The following is a 16,438-nucleotide window of genomic DNA, read 5'->3' on the forward strand; positions in this document are numbered from 1 at the left end:
ACCGCTAGTCACGCTTGCGGGCCGGTCCAGTCCAGGCAGACGACCACCGCGTCGTCGACCAGGTCACCGGCCACGAAGGCGCGCAGGTCACCGATCAGGGACCGGACGGCGTCCAGTGGCTCCATCGGCCCGGTCCGGCGCAGGAACCGGTCCAGTGCCGTCTCGCCGTAGCGCATGTGCTGCCCGGTGGCCTCCACCACTCCGTCGCTGACGACGAAGACCCGGTCGCCGCGTTCCATCGGGAACTTCTGCTCCTGGTAGTCGGTCTCCTCGAACATGCCGAGTGGGAACTGCGCCTCCAGGGGCTGCTCGGTGACCTCACCGTCGCGCAGCAGGACCAGCCGGGGTGAGCCGGCGTCGACCACTGTCATCATCCCGGACCGCAGGTCCAGCTCCATCAGCAACGCGGAGAGGTGCTGCTCCCCCCGGTACAGGTCGTAGAGGGCCCGGTCGGCGAGGGCGGCCTGGTCGGCCAGGCTCAGCCCGGCCCGGCGCGCGTTGCGCAGCGCGTGGGTGGCCAACGAGGTGAGCAGGGAGGCGGCGACGCCCTCGCCGTTGCCATTGACTGTGGACAACCACAGTCGCTGCCCGTCGTCGGACCAGTCGAAGCTGTCGCCGCGGACCGCGTACGCCGGCTCCAACTGCCCGGCCAGGCTGAACGAGGGACGGATCCGGCTGCGGCCGGGGAGCAGGTCCCACTGCATCTCGGCGGCCAGGGTGAGGCGCTGGCTGCGCCGTGCCGCCCGGTAGACGTCGGTGCCGGCGGAGACGGCCGTCACCTCGTGGGCGAGCGCGGTCGCGATGTCGGCCAGCTCGGCGAGGACCACCCGGTCGTCCGGGACGGGCGCCATGCGCAGCACCCCTCGACGCTCGCCACGCATGGTCACCGGGAACCAGGCGGTGCCGTCGGTCAGTATCGGCGACTGGTGGTCGAAGGCGCGCCAGGCGGGATGCCCGGGACTGGTGATCGAGTCACCCTCGGTGAGTGGCAGCAACTCCGAGAGCCGGTAGTCGACCTGGTACAGCTCGACGTCGGTGATCGCGTACGAGTGGGCGACCACCTCACCGATACCGCCGACGAGCCGGTCCGCCGGTGTCTCATTCAGGGCACGGCGTGCCTGATTGACCGGTTCGCTCATCGTCGCTCCCTCGCTGAAAGCTCGACCACCAGTGGTTTCGGAGTATTCTCGGGCCCACCATGGCTGAACTGCACCGTCGGACGGACCCCGAGACGAGTATGGCTGCCGCGCTGGATGCGGCGGCCGCTGCCCTGCTGGGCATCTGGGAATCCACCCGGGAGGGCGCCGCCGGCCGGGTGTCCGGCGCCCAGTTACGGGCGGTGACGGTGGTGGAGCAGCACGACGGGATCAACCTGCGCCGGCTGGCCACCCGGCTCGGCATGCTGCTCAGCTCCGCCAGCCGCCTCTGCGACCGGTTGGTCGCCGCCGGCCTGCTGGAGCGCGAGCCGGGCCGCTTCGACCGGCGGGAGATCTCGCTGCACCTCACCCCGGAGGGCCGTCGACTCCTCGCCGAGCTGCGGGCCGACCGTCACGCGCAGCTCGCCGTCGTACTGGCCGGGATGAGCCCGGAGGGCCGCGACGCGCTGCTGGGCGGCATGCGGGAGTTCGACGAGGTCACTCGCCGGCAGCAGGCGCAGAGCACGACGCAGTCGGGGGACTGGCCGGACGACCCGGACCGGCCCGGTGGGCGCTCGGGAGACTCGTCGGTCGACCCGGACCGGCGGACCCGCACGGCCTGGGCAGGCCCCTCGGGTGACCCGGCGCTGTCGATCGGCACCGACCGGGACCGGCCGGCCGCCGGACCGCCGGTGGCGCGGACCGCCTGATCACCTCGTCGACCCGGCCCTGGGTGGGGCCGTCGATCAGCCGGAGCGACCCAGCCAGCCGGCGGGCTGGGCGATGATCCGGCGGGCCACCGACCCGGCGGCGCCCACCGCGGCGGCCTCCGCGCCGAGCGTCGACGGCCGGACCGTGACCGGCGACCAGGCGGCGGTGAGCACCCGGCTGGCGATCTCGGCGAGCACCGGCGGGCACAGCCAGGGCGCCAGCGCCGCGTAACCCCCACCGAGCACCACGGTGTCCAGGTCGAGCAGGTTGACGACACCTGCCACCGCGACACCGAGCGCCGTCCCGGCGTCGTGCAGCGCCCGCAGCGCGTCCGGGTCACCGGCCTCGGCCAGCTCGGCCAGTCGCGCTGTCGCGGTGTCCGCGGGGAGTTCCGTCCGGGCCAACCCGGCGGCGGTCACGATCGCCTCCTGGCCGGCGTACTGCTCCAGGCAGCCCTGGCCGCCACAGCGGCACGGACGGCCTTCGGGGTGGACCGGGAGATGCCCGATCTCGCCGCTCCATCCGCGGACGCCCCGGAACAGCGCGCCGTCCAGCACGATGCCGGCGCCGATGCCCACCTCCCCGGAGATGTGCAGGAAGCTGGCCGGGCCGGGTGGCCGGGAGTGCAGCTCGCCGAGCGCGGCGAGGTTTGCCTCGTTGTCCACCACCAGCGCCGGGATGCCGGGCACCTGCTCGACAAGCGGAGGGTGCTCGGCGAGCAGCGCGGGCACCGGCACGTCGCGCCAGCCGAGGTTCGGCGCGAGCCGGACCAGCCCGGCGTCGTCCACCAGGCCGGGCACCGCGAGCGCGGCCCCGACCAGGGTGAGGCCCTCGCCGGCGGCGACGTCGCGGGCCGTCCCGGCGATCTCGACCAGCTGGGCGAGGGCGTCCGCCGGGGCCACCGGGCGCAGGTCGGCCCGGTGTACGGTGCGGTGCCGGACCTGTCCGGCGAGGTCCACCACGCAGACCGCCAGGTAGTCGACGTTGACCTCCAGGCCGAGCCCCGCCGGCCCCTGTTCGGCCAGGACGAGACCACGGGCCGGTCGGCCGGCGCCGGCGCGGGGGGCGGGGTCGGACTCGCTCACCAACTGCCCGGCGAGCAGGTCCTCGACCACCGCGGACACCGTGGCTCGGGTCAGGCCGGTCGCGGTCGCCAGGTCGGCCCGGGACGGAGGTCGGTCGGCAGTGGCGATCCGGCCCAGGACCAGGGCGAGGTTGAGCTCGCGCAGACTGCCCTGACGGACTGCGCCGGCCGGGGCGTGGGTGAGGCTCACCCCTTGACAGTGCCATAGGGTGAGCAAATAATTCAATCGCTGAACAAATAGCGGACAACACCACCCCGGAGGTCGCTCATGGCACCCCGTCCCACCCCCGCCGACAAGTTCTCCTTCGGCCTCTGGACCGTGGGCTGGCAGGCTCGCGACCCGTTCGGTGACGCCACCCGTCCCGAGCTCGACGCGGTCGAGGCGGTGCACCGGCTCGCCGAGCTGGGCGCGTACGGCATCACCTTCCACGACGACGACCTGATCCCGTTCGGCGTCGACGCCGCCACCCGGGACCAGCACATCGCCCGGTTCCGCAAGGCCCTCGACGAGACCGGCTTGGTGGTGCCGATGGTCACCACGAACCTCTTCACCCACCCGATCTTCAAGGACGGCGGCTTCACCAGCAACGACCGCGACGTCCGTCGCTTCGCGCTGCGCAAGGTGCTGCGCCAGGTCGACCTGGCCGCCGAGCTGGGCGCCAGCACGTTCGTGATGTGGGGCGGCCGTGAGGGCTCCGAGTACGACCTCGCCAAGGACGTCCGCGCCGCCCTGGACCGCTACCGCGAGGCTGTCGACCTGCTCACCCAGTACTCCATCGACAAGGGCTACAACCTGCGGTTCGCCCTGGAGCCCAAGCCCAACGAGCCGCGCGGCGACATCCTGCTGCCGACCATCGGGCACGCGCTCGGCTTCATCTCCCAGCTGGCCCACCCGGAGTTGGTCGGCCTCAACCCGGAGGTCGGCCACGAGCAGATGGCCGGGCTCAACTACGCCCACGGCATCGCCCAGGCGCTCTGGCAGGGCAAGCTGTTCCACCTGGACCTCAACGGCCAGCGCGGCATCAAGTACGACCAGGACCTGGTCTTCGGCCACGGTGACCTGATGAACGCGTTCGCCCTGGTGGACCTCCTGGAGAACGGCGGCCCCAACGGCGGGCCGGCCTACGACGGGCCGCGGCACTTCGACTACAAGCCCTCCCGGACCGAGGACATGGACGGTGTCTGGGCGTCGGCGGCGGCCAACATGAGCACGTACCTGCTGCTCAAGGAGCGGGCCGCCGCGTTCCGCGCCGACCCCGAGGTGCTGGAGGCGCTCGCCGCCAGCAAGGTCGGCGACCTGAACACGCCGACGCTCAACGCGGGTGAGAGCTACGAGGAGTTCCTGGCCGACCGGTCCGCGTTCGAGGATGTCGACGTCGACGCGGTGGCCGAGCGGGGCTTCGCCTTCGTCCGGCTCAACCAGCTCGCCGTCGAGCACCTGCTCGGCGCCCGCTGAGGCCCCGCCATGCCGTTGGTCGCAGGCGTTGACTCGTCCACCCAGTCCTGCAAGGTGGTCATCCGGGACGCGGAGACCGGGGCTCTGCTGCGGCAGGGCCGGGCACCGCACCCGGACGGCACCGAGGTCGACCCGGAAGCCTGGTGGCAGGCGCTGCGAAGCGCCGTCGACCAGGCCGGCGGGTTGGCCGACGTGGCGGCGATCTCCGTCGCCGGCCAGCAGCACGGCATGGTGTGTCTCGACGAGGACGGCCGGGTGGTCCGCCCGGCGCTGTTGTGGAACGACACCCGATCCGCCGACGCCGCCGCCGATCTCGTCGAGGAGGCCGGCGGCGGCGCGGCCGGGCGTCGGTTCTGGGCCGAAGCCGCCGGCAGTGTCCCGGTGGCCAGCTTCACCATCACCAAACTGCGGTGGCTGGCCACCCACGAGCCGGAGGCGGCCGCCCGGGTGGCCGCCGTCTGCCTGCCGCACGACTGGCTGACGTGGCGGCTGGGCGGCGCACCGGGGTTGGGCGCGCTGCGCACCGACCGTGGTGACGCCAGCGGCACCGGCTACTGGTCGCCGGCGACCGGCGACTACCGACCGGACCTGTTGGAACGGGCCTTCGGCCGGCAGTTGGTGCTGCCCGAGGTGCTCGGTCCGGCGGAGTCGGCCGGCAAGCTGGCCGACGAGCTGGGTGGGTCGGGCGGCGCGCTGCTCGGCGCGGGCACCGGGGACAACGCCGCCGCCGCGTTCGGCGTCGGTGCCGGCCCCGGCGACGTGGTCGTCTCGATCGGCACGTCCGGCACCGTGTTCAGCGTGGCCGACGTGCCGGCGGCCGACGAGAGCGGTGCCGTGGCGGGTTTCGCCGACGCGTCCGGTCGTTTCCTGCCGCTGGTCTGCACGCTCAACGCGGCCCGGGTGCTGGACGCCGCCGCCGCGCTGCTCGGCGTCAGCCTGGACGAGCTGGCCGACCTGGCGCTCTCCGCGCCGGCCGGCGCGGACGGGCTGGTCATGGTGCCCTACCTGGAGGGCGAGCGGACGCCGAACCGGCCGCTCGCCACCGGCGCGGTGCACGGGCTGACCCTGCGCACGTCGACCCCCGCGCACCTGGCGCGGGCCGCCGTGGAGGGCATGCTCTGCGCGCTCGCCGACGGCCTGGACGCGCTGACCGCGCAGGGTGCCACCGTCCGCCGGGTCATCCTGGTCGGCGGCGGAGCCCGGTCGGCCGCCGTGCGTCGGATCGCCCCGCAGGTCTTCGGCTGCCCGGTCGTCGTGCCGCCGGCCGGGGAGTACGTCGCCGACGGCGCCGCCCGGCAGGCCGCCTGGGTCGCCCTGGGCGGCCCGACGCCGCCGAACTGGGCGGTCGAGGGCACCGAGGAGTACGCGGCCGAGCCGGTCCCCGCCGTGCGCGACCAGTACGCGGCGGCGCGCGGGTTGGTGCTCGACAGGCGCTGACCGGGTGACTCGCCCAGCGGTCCCTGACTGGCCTGAGCGTCGGGATCGACGCGGGTGGGTGCCGGCGCAAGCCGACCGGCACCCACCCGCGTGACGGCCCCCTCGGCGGGGTCTGGTTGGCTGCCGGTCATGACGGTGAGCAGTGGCGGGCCCGACCGGGGTCGGGCGGCGCCCGACTCACGCCCGCCCGGCCGGGGCGGTGGTCCGGCGCACCGGTTGTACAGCGTCGTGGTGTTCGTGCTGCTCGCCTCCCTGGACAACGTGGCGATCGGGCTGGTCCCGCCGCTCTACGGCCCGATCTCCGACGCGTTCGACGTGTCGGGACGGCTGCTGGGTCTGGTCACCGCGATCAGCTTCCTGGTCAGCGCCGTGGCCGCGGTCGCTTGGGCGTACGTCGGTGACCGGACCAACCGCAAGCGGCTGCTCATGGTGGGCACGCTGCTCTGGGCGGCCGGCACCGGCGGCAGCGCGCTCGCCGGCGGCTACCTGACCTTCCTGGCCGCACAGTTGGTCGCCGCCGTTGGTCTCGGCGCGGTCGGCTCGGTCGGGTTCTCCGTGGTCACCGACCTGATCTCACCGACCCGGCGCGGGCTGGTGATGAGCTTCTGGGGTCTCTCCCAGGGGGTCGGCACCCTGGCGGGCACGCTCGTCGGTGGGCTGCTCGGGGCGACCGACTGGCGCCGACCGTTCCTGGTCCTGACCGGCGTGGGCCTGGTCGCCACCGTGGCCTACCTGTTCACGTACGACGTCCGGCGTGGCCAGAGCGAGCCGGAGCTGGCCGACCGGTTGGACGCCGGCGCCGAGTACGACTATCGGATCAGCCGCGCCGACCTGCCGCGCATCCTGGCCCGACGGACCAACAGGTGGCTGATCCTGCAGGGCCTGACCGCGCAGGCCGCGTTCGGCTCACTCGTGTGGCTGCCGGTGCTCTTCGCCGAACGGGCCGAGGCCCAGGGCTACTCGACGTCGACGGCCGTGGTGGTGGGCAGCGTCTTCGCCACGCTGTTCCAGCTCGGCGGGGTGCTCTCCATCGTGGGCGGCCTGATCGGCGACGCGGCGCAGCGGCGTACCCCTCGGGGTCGGGCGTTGGTCGCCGCGGTCGGCATCCTCGCCGCGCTGCCGTTCTACCTGGTGCTGTTCTTCGTCCCGGTGACCATCGACGTGCCGGACGGCGCGGGCGGCGGCGCGGTCGTGGGCGCGGTGCTGGCCAGTGTGATCACCGAGCCGTCGGTGGGCCTGAGCCTGCTCACCGCGATCGTGGCGCTCGCGCTGACCTCGGCCAACTCGCCGAACTGGTTCGCGCTGATCGCCGACGTGAACCCGCCGGAGCACCGGGGCACGGTCTACAGCCTGGGCAACCTTGTCAACGGGGTCGGTCGTGCGGCCGGCAACGGATTGGTCGGGGTGGCCTTCCAGGGGTTGCGGGTGGCATTCCCACCGCCGTTGAACTTCGCCGTCGGGTTGGCCGCGTTCCAGCTCTTCTTCATCCCCACCGGCGTCATGTACTGGCTCGCCTCGCGAACCTCGCCAGCGGACATCGAGAACGTGCACGACCTGCTGCACACCCGCGCCAACCGCCTCTAACCGCGCACCACGCGTCCGGCCACGCTCCGAGATCCGCGCACCATCAGGGAAAGTGCTGCCTCGGGCGAGCGTGAGGGGCCAACATCCCTGATGGTGCGCGGATCTTGGCCCCCCTCAGGGCTCGGGTCAGCCCCGCAGCCAGACGGTGACGTCGGTGGGCAGCGCGCCGTCGTCGTCCAGCGGTGCGCTGCTGGCCAGCACCTCGGCACCGGCCGGCACCGGCACCGACGCCGTACCGAAGTTGGTCAGCACGGTCAGCTCGCCGTTGCGGAAGGTCAACGACTCGTCGCCGGACGACACCCACTCCAGGGTGCCGCGACCCAGCCCGTGCTCGCGGCGCAGCCGCAGTGCCGTGCGGTACAGCTCGTACGTCGAGCCGGGAACGTCGCGCTGGCGGTCCAGCGCGTACTCCGCCCAGAGCGCGGGCTGCGGCAGCCAGCTCGCGTCGGTGGGTCCGAAGCCGTACGAGGGGGAGTCGGCCTCCCACGGGATCGGCACCCGGCAGCCGTCCCGGCCGCGCTGGGTGTGCCCGCTGCGCGCCCAGGTCGGGTCCTGCCGGGCCTCGTCGGGCAGCGTGGTGTGCTCGGGCAGCCCCAACTCCTCACCCTGGTAGAGGTAGGCCGAGCCGGGCAGGGCGAGCATCAGCAGGGTGGCCGCCCGGGCCCGGCGCAGGCCGAGCGCGGCGTCCGGCTGCGGGTCGCCGATGCCGATGCCGTTGGGCCGTACGGTGCCGATCGGCAGGCCAAGCCGGGAGGCGTGCCGCACCACGTCGTGGTTGGACAGCACCCAGGTGGTCGGCGCGCCGACCGAGTCGGTCGCCTCCAGCGAGCGGGTGATCACCGCGTACTGGGCTGGCGCGGTCCACGCGGCGAGCAGGTACTCGAAGTTGAACGCCTGGTGCATCTCGTCCGGGCGGACGTAGCGGGCCAGCCGCTCGGCCGGCTCCACCCACGCCTCGGCGACCAGCACCCGTTCGCCGGGGTAGCTGTCGAGAACCTGCCGCCACTGCCGGTAGATCTCGTGTACGCCCTCCTGGTCCCACATCGGCGGGCGCGGCTTGTCGATCTCGTTGCCGGAGAGGATCTCCTGTGGTTCCTGCCAGTCGGCCAGGTCGGCCTGCTTGATCAGGCCGTGCGCCACGTCCACCCGGAAGCCGTCCACCCCACGGTCCAGCCAGAACCGCAGCACGTCCAGGAACTCCGCGTGCACCTCCGGGTTGTCCCAGTTGAGGTCCGGCTGGCCGGTGTCGAACAGGTGCAGGTACCACTGGCCGGGTTGCCCGTCGGCGTCCACCGTCCGGGTCCAGGCCGGGCCGCCGAAGACGCTCTGCCAGTCGTTCGGCGGCTGGTCGCCGGCCGGCCCGCGGCCGTCCCGGAAGATGTACCGGGACCGTTGCGGGCTGCCGGGCGCGGCGGGCAGCGCCGCCTGGAACCAGCGGTGCGCGGACGAGGTGTGGTTCGGGACCAGGTCGACGATCACCCGCAGGCTGCGGGAGCGGGCCTCGGCGATCAGCTTGTCCGCGTCGGCGAGCGTGCCGAACAGCGGGTCGATGTCGCGGTAGTCGGCCACGTCGTAGCCGGCGTCGGCCTGCGGCGACGGGTAGAAGGGGGAGAGCCACACCGCGTCCACGCCCAGCTCGACCAGGTGGTCGAGGCGGGCGGTGATGCCGGGCAGGTCACCGATCCCGTCACCGTCCGAGTCGGCGAACGAGCGGGGGTAGATCTGGTAGATGGTCGCCTCGGTCCACCAGCCGGTGACCGGGTGGCCGGAGGCGTTCTGCTGCGTCGGGTCGGTGTTCAGGGTCGTCTCCCGTGGTGCGGTGTGTGGATTTCAGTGTGCCCGGGGTGGTGCGGTGGAGTCCCGGACCACCAGGCGGGTGGGCAGGATCACCGGCGTGTCGCGCCCGGCGTTCCGTTGGCTCAGGATGGGGCCCGGCGGGCGTGCCCCGAGCGGGTCGAGCAACATGCGGGCGGCGAGCCGTCCCTGTTCGGCGGCGGGCTGGGCGATGGTGCTGAGTCCCAGCACACCGGCCAGGTCGTGGTCGTCGATGCCGATCACGCTGACGTCCTGCGGCACCCGCAGCCCGGCGTCGCGTACCGCGGTCATCGCCCCCATCGCCATCTCGTCGCAGGCGGCGACGATCGCGGTCGGCGGTTCGCCACTGGCCAGCAACTCGGCGGTGGCCCGGTTGCCGCCGTCGATGGTGAAGGTGGACTCGACATCCAGGCTCGGGTCGGGCCGCAGGCCGGCGGCGCGCAGCTCCGCCCGGTAGCCACGGCGTCGGTCGAGGTGGGTGGTGAAGGCCAACTCGTCGTCCGGGTCGCCGGAGATGTGCGCGATCCGGTGATGGCCGAGGTCGATCAGGTGCCGGGTGGCGGCCCGGGCGGCCGCGACGTCGTCGATCCGTACGCAGGGCCAGTGGGGCACCCTGCTGCCCGAGCTGATGGTGACCCCGGGCAGGTCCAGGGCGGCCAGCGCGGTCAGGTCGGCCGGCCGCAGTGGCGTGGCGACGAGCATGATGGCGTCCACGCGCTTGTGCAGGTTGGCCGTGCGGAGAACCCGCTGGCGGACCTGCTCCCGGCCGCCCAGGTTGTAGAGCAGCAGGTCGTAGCCGGACTGGTGGAGGTACTCCTCGACCGCCTCGACGACGGTGCTGAAGAACCAGCGGGTGATCCGGGGGACCACCACCGCGACGGTGCCGGTCCGGCCACCGGCGAGCCGGGACGCGCTCGGTGAGACCGCGTAGTCGAGTTGCTCGGCGGCGGCGAGCACCCGGTGCCGGGTGGCGGCGGAGACCGTCGGGAGCCCGCGCAGGGCTCGCGAGACGGTGGCCGTGGACACGCCGGCCAACCGGGCCACATCATCGATCCTCGTCACGGTTTCCCCCGCTCGGTGCCCCACGCGCCCGCCGCCGCCCGAGGGGCCAGGCGGCGGCGGGCGAGCGGGTCAGCCCTTGACGCTGCCGGCGAGCAGACCTCGCACGAAGAAGCGTTGCAGGGACAGGAAGACAATGAGCGGTACGACGATGGAGACGAACGCGCCGGCGGTGAGGCGCTGCCACTCGTTGCCCCGGGTACCGGCCATCTCGGCGAGCCGGACGGTGAGCGGGGCGGTCTCGTTGCCGCCACCGGCGAAGATCAGCGCGACGAGCAGGTCGTTCCAGACCCAGAGGAACTGGAAGATGCCGAACGCCGCGAGGGCCGGGGTGATCAGCGGCAGCACGATGCTGCGGAAGATCTTCGGGTGGGTGGCCCCGTCGACCCGGGCCGCCTCCATCAGGTCCCCGGGCAGCTGCGAGATGAAGTTGTGCAGCAGGAAGACGGCGAACGGGAGCGCGAAGCAGGTGTGGGCGAACCACACCTGGACGAACTTCTGTTCGTCGACCAGGTCCCAGGCCGGCATCAGGGTGACGCCGCCGAGGGTGACGCCGGTGGAGAAGAACTTCAGCAGTGGCACCAGGGCCATCTGCAACGGCACGATCTGCAACGCGAAGATCGCGATGTAGACCCAGTCCCGGCCGCGGAAGTTGATCCAGGCCAGCGCGTACGCGGCCAGGCAGGCGAAGGCGAGTGGGAAGAGCACCGACGGAATGGTGATCGCCAGGGAGTTGATGAAGGACCCGGCGAGCTGGCCGGAGGACGACGACCGCCCGAACAGGACCTGCTGGTAGTTCTCGAAGGTGAACTGCGGGTTGGTGAACGCGGTCCACCAACCGGTGGTCTTGATCTCGTCCTCGGGGCGGAGGGACGAGACGAGCAGGCCGAATGTCGGAATGGTCCAGACCACCGCGATGATGACCGAGACGAGGGTGGCGGTGCGGCTGTTCAGCCGCTTGCGGACCCGTCCGGCAGCGGTGGTCGGGGTGCCGTCGGTCTTCTGGGTGCCGGTGGCGACGGTGGGCGTTGCAGTGGTCATCTCAGCCCTCCCGCTGCTGACGGAGGTTGCGGATCTGGTAGATCACGACCGGGATGACCAGGATGAAGAGGAAGACCGCGAGCGCGGAACCCTGCCCGTTCTGGCCGTACCGGAACGCCTGGTTGTACATCTCGCTGGCGATCACGCTGGTGTCGTAGTTGCCGTTCGTCGAGGTCCGGACGATGTCGAAGACCTTGAGCGTGGCGATCGTGAGCGTCACCACCACGACGATCAGCGCCGGCCGGATGCTCGGCATGGTGATCCGCCAGAACATCTGCCAGGCGCTGACCCCGTCGAGCCGGGCGGCCTCCACGATGTCGCCGGGGATGGCCTTGATCGCGGCGGAGAGCACCACCATGGCGAAACCGGCCTGGATCCAGACCATGATGACGATCAGCAGCAGCGTGTTCAGCGGTGATTCCAGCAGCCACTGCTTCGGCTCACCGCCGACGCTGACCACGATCTGGTTGAGCAGACCGATCTGGTCGCCCTCACCCCGGTAGGCGTAGACGAACTTCCAGATGATGCTGGCGCCGACGAAGGAGATGGCCATCGGCAGGAAGATCAGTGACTTGGCCACCGCCTCGAACCGGGCCTTGTCCACGAGTACGGCGTAGATCAGGCCGAACCCGGTCGCCACCAACGGGACGAGGAGCACCCAGACCAGGGTGTTGATCAGGACCCGGACGATCGAGTCGTCGGAGAACATCCAGCCGTAGTTGCGCAGACCCACCCAGTTGGTGCTGCTTCCGTCCATCAGGGAGAGCAGCGTGGTGCGGATGGCCGGCACGACCAGGCCGATGACGAGCAGCAGCAGCGTCGGCAGCAGGAAGAAGAACGCGAAGAGCCCCTCCCGCTGCTTGCGTCGGCGGGGCAGCGGGCCCCCGCCCACGGAGGCCGCGACGAGCTGAGCCTCCCGCCGGCGGGCGAACCAGGCCGGCACCACGTCGAGCAACAGGAGCAGACCACCCACGACCACCACGAAGGCGACCAGCCCGTACATCAGCATGAGGAACTTCGGCTGCTGATCGGCGAAGTCGAACTTCATCAACCCTCCCTTCCGGGTCCACCTCGGCCGGTGGCCCGGCCCGCGATCGCGGACCGGGCCACCGCCGGGATCACTTAGGCCAGCTGCTCTCGATGCCCTGGAGCACCGGGGCGGTCGGCTTGCCGTTCAGCCACTCGACCATGCCCTTCCAGAACGTTCCCGCGCCGACGGCAGCCGGCATCAGGTCCGATCCGTCGAAGCGGAAGGTGCCCGTCTTGTCCTGCAGGATCTGAACGGACAGCTTGTCGATCGGGCTGGCCACGTTGGCGATGTCCAGCTTGTTGTTCGCCGTGACCCAGTTGCCGAGCTTCGCGCGGCTGTTCACGTACTCGGCCGAAGCCAGGTAGGTCTGCACCGCCTGGACCTCGGGACGGTCGGCGTAGCCGACGACGAACTCGCCCGCGCCCAGCACCGGCTTGCCCTTGGCGGCGTCGATGGCCGGGAAGTAGAAGGCGAACGCGTCGCCGTCCTGGGCCACCTTGGTGCCCTCGGGGAACTGGTTGGCGTAGAACGACGCCTGTCGGTGCATCGCGCACTTGCCGGTGGTCACCGGCAGGCCCGCCTCCTGGAAGGCGGTGGTGGTGATGCTCTTGACGCCGCCGAAGCCGCCGTTCATGTACTTGTCGTTCTTGAGGATGCTGCCGGCGCGGTCAACCGCGTCGACGATCTTCGGGTCGTTGAACGGGATGGCGTGGGTCGTCCACTGGTCGTAGACCTCGGGCCCCTGGGTCCGCAGGACCACGTCCTCGATCCAGTCGGTGGCCGGCCAGCCGGTGGCGTCACCGGACTCGACACCCGCGCACCACGGCTTCATGCCACTGGCGGCGATCTTGTCGCTCAGGGCGATGAGCTGGTCCCAGGAGGTCGGAACCTCCCAGCCCTTCTCCTTGAACGTCTTCGGCGAGTACCAGACGAAGGACTTCACGTTGGCGCCGAGCGGCACGCCGTAGAGCGTTCCGTTCACGGTGCCGTACTTCAGCCAGTCGGCCGGCATGTTCTGCTCGGCCATCGTCTTGGTGTCGGTGCTCAGGTTCTTCAGCTTGCCGGCGTCCGCGAAGCGCTTCACCAGGCCCGGCTGGGGCACGAAGGCGATGTCGGGGGCGTTGCCGCCGTCGACCCGCACGGGGAGCTGTGCTTCGAACTCGCCGCTGCCCTCGTAGTCGATCTCGATGCCGGTGCACTTGGTGAAGTCCGACCAGGAGCGCTCCAGCAGGTCGGCCTCCGCGTCACGGATGGACGCGTAGATCGAGACCTTCTTGCCGTCGTGGCCCTCGTACTTGTCGTAGGCGGCGCACTCCGCGGAGCCCGCGTTGTTGCTCTTCTTGTCGTCGCCGGTACCGCAGGCGGTGGCGCTGAGCGCCAGCCCGAGTACGCCGGCGATCACGAAGGCCTGGCGTGGTCTGGTAAAGACCGCCATGCCGTCCTCCTTCCTAGCCGGCGCGGTCGTGCTGGTGACCCGTCGCCGGTCCGATTGGGCGTGCACACATGTAAGCGCTTGCATTCGCTCCGGTCCACCCCCTGTCAGACACGAGCGAGTAACAATCCCGAAACCTGCGGTCTGCCTGGTGAGCGCGCTGCCATCCCGAATCCTGGACTCTTTCGAAGATTGACGATATCTGTCAGGCTGGGCGTATCGGATCGAAGGTTTTCGACATAGGAGGAGCCGCATGCGCAAGCGGTGGATGAGCCTGCTGGTGACGGGTCTGCTCGTCGGGGGAGCGCTGGTGCCGGCAAGCCCGGCGCTGGCCGCGCCGACCTTCAAGGTGCCCTTCCCGTGCGGCCAGTCCTGGTCCGGCCAGACCAGGTCGGACCACAGCCCGGCGTACGCCGTCGACTTCAACCGCACCGACGACGTCGGCGACCCCGTGGTGGCCAGCGCCCCGGGCACCGTCGACCGGGTGACGGATCTCGGCGGCACCAGCTACGGCAAGTACGTCCGAATCAACCACGGTGGCGGTTACAACACCTACTACGCCCACCTCAACGGCTTCAACGTCTCGGTCGGGCAGACGGTCGGCTACGGCAAGGTGCTCGGCTGGGTCGGCAGCACCGGTGGCTCGACCGGCCCCCACCTGCACTACGAGCAGCGGCTCAACGGCGGCGACATCCAGGTCCGCTTCAACGGCGCCCTCGGCCTCTACTGGGGCACCAAGAGCTACACCAGTGACAACGGGTGCTCCTCGGGCAGCGGCAACGGCACCGTCGACACCAGCGGCACCGCGTTGACCGTCCGCTCCGGCCCCGGCACCGGGTACGCCTCGGTGGGCACCGTCGCCGACGGGACCCGGGTGACCATCGCCTGCCAGACCAGCGGCACCAGTGTCACCGGCACGTACGGCACCAGCTCGATCTGGGACCGCATCGGCTCCGGTAGGTACATCGCCGACGCGTACGTCTACACCGGTTCGGACGGATACATCCCCGGCGTCCCTCGCTGCTGACCCGGAAACGGCCACGGTCGGTCCCGGCGGGCGGCGCCGCCGGGACCTGTCGGTCAGGAGTTCAGCTGCCAGATCGACAGGTTCAACGCGGCAGCGAAGGTGACCCACGCCCAGTAGGGCAGCAGCAGCGCGGCCGCCACCCGGGACACCCGGGCGAACAGCACCACGGTGAGCCCGATCGCCAGCCACATCACCACGATCTCGGCGAACGCCAGCCCGTACTGCCCCGCGCCGAAGAACAGCGGGGTCCAGATGGCGTTGAGCACCAGTTGCGCGGACCACGCCCAGAGCGCGGTCGAGAAGCCGACCCGCCGCCACACCAGCCAGCCGGCCACGGCGATCAGCGCGTAGAGCAGCGACCACACCGGGCCGAACAGCCAGGAGGGCGGAGCCCAGTCGGGCTGCCGCAGGCTCGCGTACTCGTCGGTGGTGCCCTGCACCCCCAGCCCGCCGATCGCCGCCGCGACGAAGACGGCCGCGGCGAAGCCGACGAGGGCCCACCACCGTCGCCGGCCGGAGGTCCTCGGCGCGTCCTGAGATATCTCCATGGTCGAGATAGTTTCCCGTCGGCAGCAGCTCAAACCGCCGACGGTGGCACGAACGCCCACAAAAAAGCGCCGGGATCGCCGCGGCCGGTGCTCCTGTCGGGAGGACGGAGCTCCGGTCGCGGCGACCCCGACGGGTCCCGGTTATGACGTCGTGCGAACGCTAATTGAAGATGCTGACACCACCCGGGCCGACCAACAGCCCGACAACGATGAGGACGATGCCCCACAGGATCTGCCGGCGGAACAGCGCGAGGATGCCGGCGACCACGAGTACGACTGCGAGAATCCAAAGAATCAGCTCCATGACCTCTGAATACCCGACGGTCCGAGCGTGGAAACCTGGTCGGTATCAAGTTGATCGCCGACATGGAAGACGCTGTACGCCTGCTTGATCACCGGGTGCGCGACGTTGCGGACGCGTACCCCGCCGGGGGTCGTGCCGCGCTCGCTGCCGGCGTGCGCGTGCCCGTGCAGGGCCAGCGCGGTGGGCGCCGAGTCGATCGCCTGTCCCAACTGGTACGACCCGAGGAACGGGTAGATCTCCAACGGCTCGCCGACAAGCGTGTCCGGCACCGGCGCGTAGTGGGTGAGGGCGACGAGCATGTCGCAGTCGAGCGAGCGCAGCGCGGCGCCGAGGCGGTCCGCGCTGTCGGTGGTGGTCCGTACGAAAGCCTTCATCTCCGGCTCACCGAAGTCGCTCGCACACCGCCCGGCGAACCCGCCGCCGAAGCCCTTGACCCCGGCGATGCCGAGCCGCCCGCCCGCGCAGTCCAACACCACGCCGTTGCCCTCCAGCACGGTGATGCCCGCGTCCTCGAGCACCTTGACCACCTGGGGCACCTGGTCACACTGGTGGTCGTGGTTGCCCAGCACGGTCACGACCGGCACGGCCAACCCACCGAACTCCTCCGCCACGCAGCGCGCCTCGGCCTCGGTGCCGTGCCGAGTCAGATCCCCGGCCAGCAGCAGCACGTCGGCGCACTCCGGCAGCTCTTCCAACGCCGGTCGGAACCGTCCGACCACGTCCTCGTCCAGATGCACGTCACCCACCGCGGCGATCCGGATCACCATGGAACCT

Annotated in this window: 15 protein-coding genes; 5 read left to right on the forward strand and 10 right to left on the reverse strand. The window is 71.3% G+C overall.

Annotation, left to right across the window (positions count from 1 at the left end; all coding sequences use genetic code 11):
* Positions 1–8: 8 nt before the first annotated feature.
* Positions 9–1,139 (reverse strand): PP2C family protein-serine/threonine phosphatase, encoded by a 1,131-nt coding sequence (locus tag ACLQ29_RS05795; protein ID WP_425770540.1) that lies wholly within the window; start codon positions 1,137–1,139, stop codon positions 9–11.
* A 59-nt stretch (positions 1,140–1,198) separates the two neighbouring features.
* Between ACLQ29_RS05795 and ACLQ29_RS05800 the strand changes: the two genes are divergently transcribed.
* Positions 1,199–1,846, forward strand: coding sequence for a MarR family winged helix-turn-helix transcriptional regulator (locus tag ACLQ29_RS05800; protein ID WP_425770541.1), 648 nt, complete (start codon positions 1,199–1,201; stop codon positions 1,844–1,846).
* A 36-nt stretch (positions 1,847–1,882) separates the two neighbouring features.
* Here ACLQ29_RS05800 and ACLQ29_RS05805 read toward each other — a convergent pair whose 3' ends face one another.
* The gene (locus ACLQ29_RS05805; protein ID WP_425770542.1) at positions 1,883–3,121 is read right to left on the reverse strand and encodes an ROK family protein; all 1,239 of its coding nucleotides are present in this window, start codon (positions 3,119–3,121) and stop codon (positions 1,883–1,885) included.
* Between the two features lie 78 nt (positions 3,122–3,199).
* Here ACLQ29_RS05805 and xylA point away from each other — a divergent pair, with 78 nt between their 5' ends.
* From xylA to ACLQ29_RS05820, 3 genes are all read left to right on the forward strand, one after another.
* Positions 3,200–4,387 (forward strand): xylose isomerase, encoded by a 1,188-nt coding sequence (gene xylA / locus ACLQ29_RS05810; RefSeq protein ID WP_425770543.1) that lies wholly within the window; start codon positions 3,200–3,202, stop codon positions 4,385–4,387.
* 9 nt (positions 4,388–4,396) lie between these two features.
* Positions 4,397–5,824: a xylulokinase gene (gene xylB, locus ACLQ29_RS05815; protein WP_425770545.1), complete on the forward strand. Its 1,428-nt coding sequence runs from the start codon at positions 4,397–4,399 to the stop codon at positions 5,822–5,824.
* A gap of 129 nt (positions 5,825–5,953) precedes the next feature.
* On the forward strand, positions 5,954–7,408 hold the full coding sequence (locus tag ACLQ29_RS05820) for an MFS transporter (RefSeq protein ID WP_425770546.1): 1,455 nt from the start codon (positions 5,954–5,956) through the stop codon (positions 7,406–7,408).
* Positions 7,409–7,534: 126 nt separating this feature from the next.
* Here the strand turns inward: ACLQ29_RS05820 and ACLQ29_RS05825 are convergent, their stop codons facing one another.
* The 5 genes from ACLQ29_RS05825 to ACLQ29_RS05845 form a co-directional block, all read right to left on the reverse strand.
* Positions 7,535–9,208 (reverse strand): glycoside hydrolase family 13 protein, encoded by a 1,674-nt coding sequence (locus ACLQ29_RS05825; protein WP_425770771.1) that lies wholly within the window; start codon positions 9,206–9,208, stop codon positions 7,535–7,537.
* 30 nt (positions 9,209–9,238) lie between these two features.
* Positions 9,239–10,285: a LacI family DNA-binding transcriptional regulator gene (locus tag ACLQ29_RS05830; protein ID WP_425770547.1), complete on the reverse strand. Its 1,047-nt coding sequence runs from the start codon at positions 10,283–10,285 to the stop codon at positions 9,239–9,241.
* A 69-nt stretch (positions 10,286–10,354) separates the two neighbouring features.
* On the reverse strand, positions 10,355–11,323 hold the full coding sequence (locus ACLQ29_RS05835) for a carbohydrate ABC transporter permease (protein WP_425770548.1): 969 nt from the start codon (positions 11,321–11,323) through the stop codon (positions 10,355–10,357).
* A 1-nt stretch (position 11,324) separates the two neighbouring features.
* Positions 11,325–12,371 (reverse strand): carbohydrate ABC transporter permease, encoded by a 1,047-nt coding sequence (locus tag ACLQ29_RS05840; RefSeq protein ID WP_425770549.1) that lies wholly within the window; start codon positions 12,369–12,371, stop codon positions 11,325–11,327.
* A gap of 70 nt (positions 12,372–12,441) precedes the next feature.
* Positions 12,442–13,788 carry an ABC transporter substrate-binding protein gene (locus ACLQ29_RS05845; protein ID WP_425770550.1) on the reverse strand — a complete coding sequence of 449 codons (1,347 nt, stop codon included), beginning with the start codon at positions 13,786–13,788 and terminating at the stop codon, positions 12,442–12,444.
* Between the two features lie 250 nt (positions 13,789–14,038).
* Here ACLQ29_RS05845 and ACLQ29_RS05850 point away from each other — a divergent pair, with 250 nt between their 5' ends.
* Positions 14,039–14,812, forward strand: coding sequence for a peptidoglycan DD-metalloendopeptidase family protein (locus tag ACLQ29_RS05850; RefSeq protein ID WP_425770551.1), 774 nt, complete (start codon positions 14,039–14,041; stop codon positions 14,810–14,812).
* Between the two features lie 53 nt (positions 14,813–14,865).
* Here ACLQ29_RS05850 and ACLQ29_RS05855 read toward each other — a convergent pair whose 3' ends face one another.
* The 3 genes from ACLQ29_RS05855 to ACLQ29_RS05865 form a co-directional block, all read right to left on the reverse strand.
* Complete coding sequence (locus tag ACLQ29_RS05855; RefSeq protein ID WP_425770552.1) at positions 14,866–15,360, reverse strand: TspO/MBR family protein; 495 nt, start codon at positions 15,358–15,360, stop codon at positions 14,866–14,868.
* 160 nt (positions 15,361–15,520) lie between these two features.
* The gene (locus tag ACLQ29_RS05860) at positions 15,521–15,664 is read right to left on the reverse strand and encodes a GPGG-motif small membrane protein (RefSeq protein WP_007464364.1); all 144 of its coding nucleotides are present in this window, start codon (positions 15,662–15,664) and stop codon (positions 15,521–15,523) included.
* Complete coding sequence (locus ACLQ29_RS05865) at positions 15,655–16,431, reverse strand: metallophosphoesterase family protein (protein WP_425770553.1); 777 nt, start codon at positions 16,429–16,431, stop codon at positions 15,655–15,657. Before ACLQ29_RS05865 ends, ACLQ29_RS05860 begins: the two co-directional genes overlap by 10 nt.
* Positions 16,432–16,438 lie beyond the last annotated feature (7 nt).

The sequence above is a fragment of the Micromonospora sp. DT228 genome (genome assembly GCF_049841595.1).
Classification (GTDB): Bacteria; Actinomycetota; Actinomycetes; order Mycobacteriales; family Micromonosporaceae; genus Micromonospora.

Bases quoted from the DNA above. Each gene is read 5' to 3' on its own strand.
- ACLQ29_RS05860 (WP_007464364.1), bottom strand. From the start codon at position 15,664: ATGGAGCTGATTCTTTGGATTCTCGCAGTCGTACTCGTGGTCGCCGGC.
- xylB (WP_425770545.1), top strand. From the start codon at position 4,397: ATGCCGTTGGTCGCAGGCGTTGACTCGTCCACCCAGTCCTGCAAGGTG.
- ACLQ29_RS05800 (WP_425770541.1), top strand. From the start codon at position 1,199: ATGGCTGAACTGCACCGTCGGACGGACCCCGAGACGAGTATGGCTGCC.
- ACLQ29_RS05850 (WP_425770551.1), top strand. From the start codon at position 14,039: ATGCGCAAGCGGTGGATGAGCCTGCTGGTGACGGGTCTGCTCGTCGGG.
- ACLQ29_RS05840 (WP_425770549.1), bottom strand. From the start codon at position 12,371: ATGAAGTTCGACTTCGCCGATCAGCAGCCGAAGTTCCTCATGCTGATG.
- ACLQ29_RS05855 (WP_425770552.1), bottom strand. From the start codon at position 15,360: ATGGAGATATCTCAGGACGCGCCGAGGACCTCCGGCCGGCGACGGTGG.
- ACLQ29_RS05795 (WP_425770540.1), bottom strand. From the start codon at position 1,139: ATGAGCGAACCGGTCAATCAGGCACGCCGTGCCCTGAATGAGACACCG.
- ACLQ29_RS05865 (WP_425770553.1), bottom strand. From the start codon at position 16,431: ATGGTGATCCGGATCGCCGCGGTGGGTGACGTGCATCTGGACGAGGAC.
- ACLQ29_RS05845 (WP_425770550.1), bottom strand. From the start codon at position 13,788: ATGGCGGTCTTTACCAGACCACGCCAGGCCTTCGTGATCGCCGGCGTA.
- ACLQ29_RS05820 (WP_425770546.1), top strand. From the start codon at position 5,954: ATGACGGTGAGCAGTGGCGGGCCCGACCGGGGTCGGGCGGCGCCCGAC.
- xylA (WP_425770543.1), top strand. From the start codon at position 3,200: ATGGCACCCCGTCCCACCCCCGCCGACAAGTTCTCCTTCGGCCTCTGG.
- ACLQ29_RS05835 (WP_425770548.1), bottom strand. From the start codon at position 11,323: ATGACCACTGCAACGCCCACCGTCGCCACCGGCACCCAGAAGACCGAC.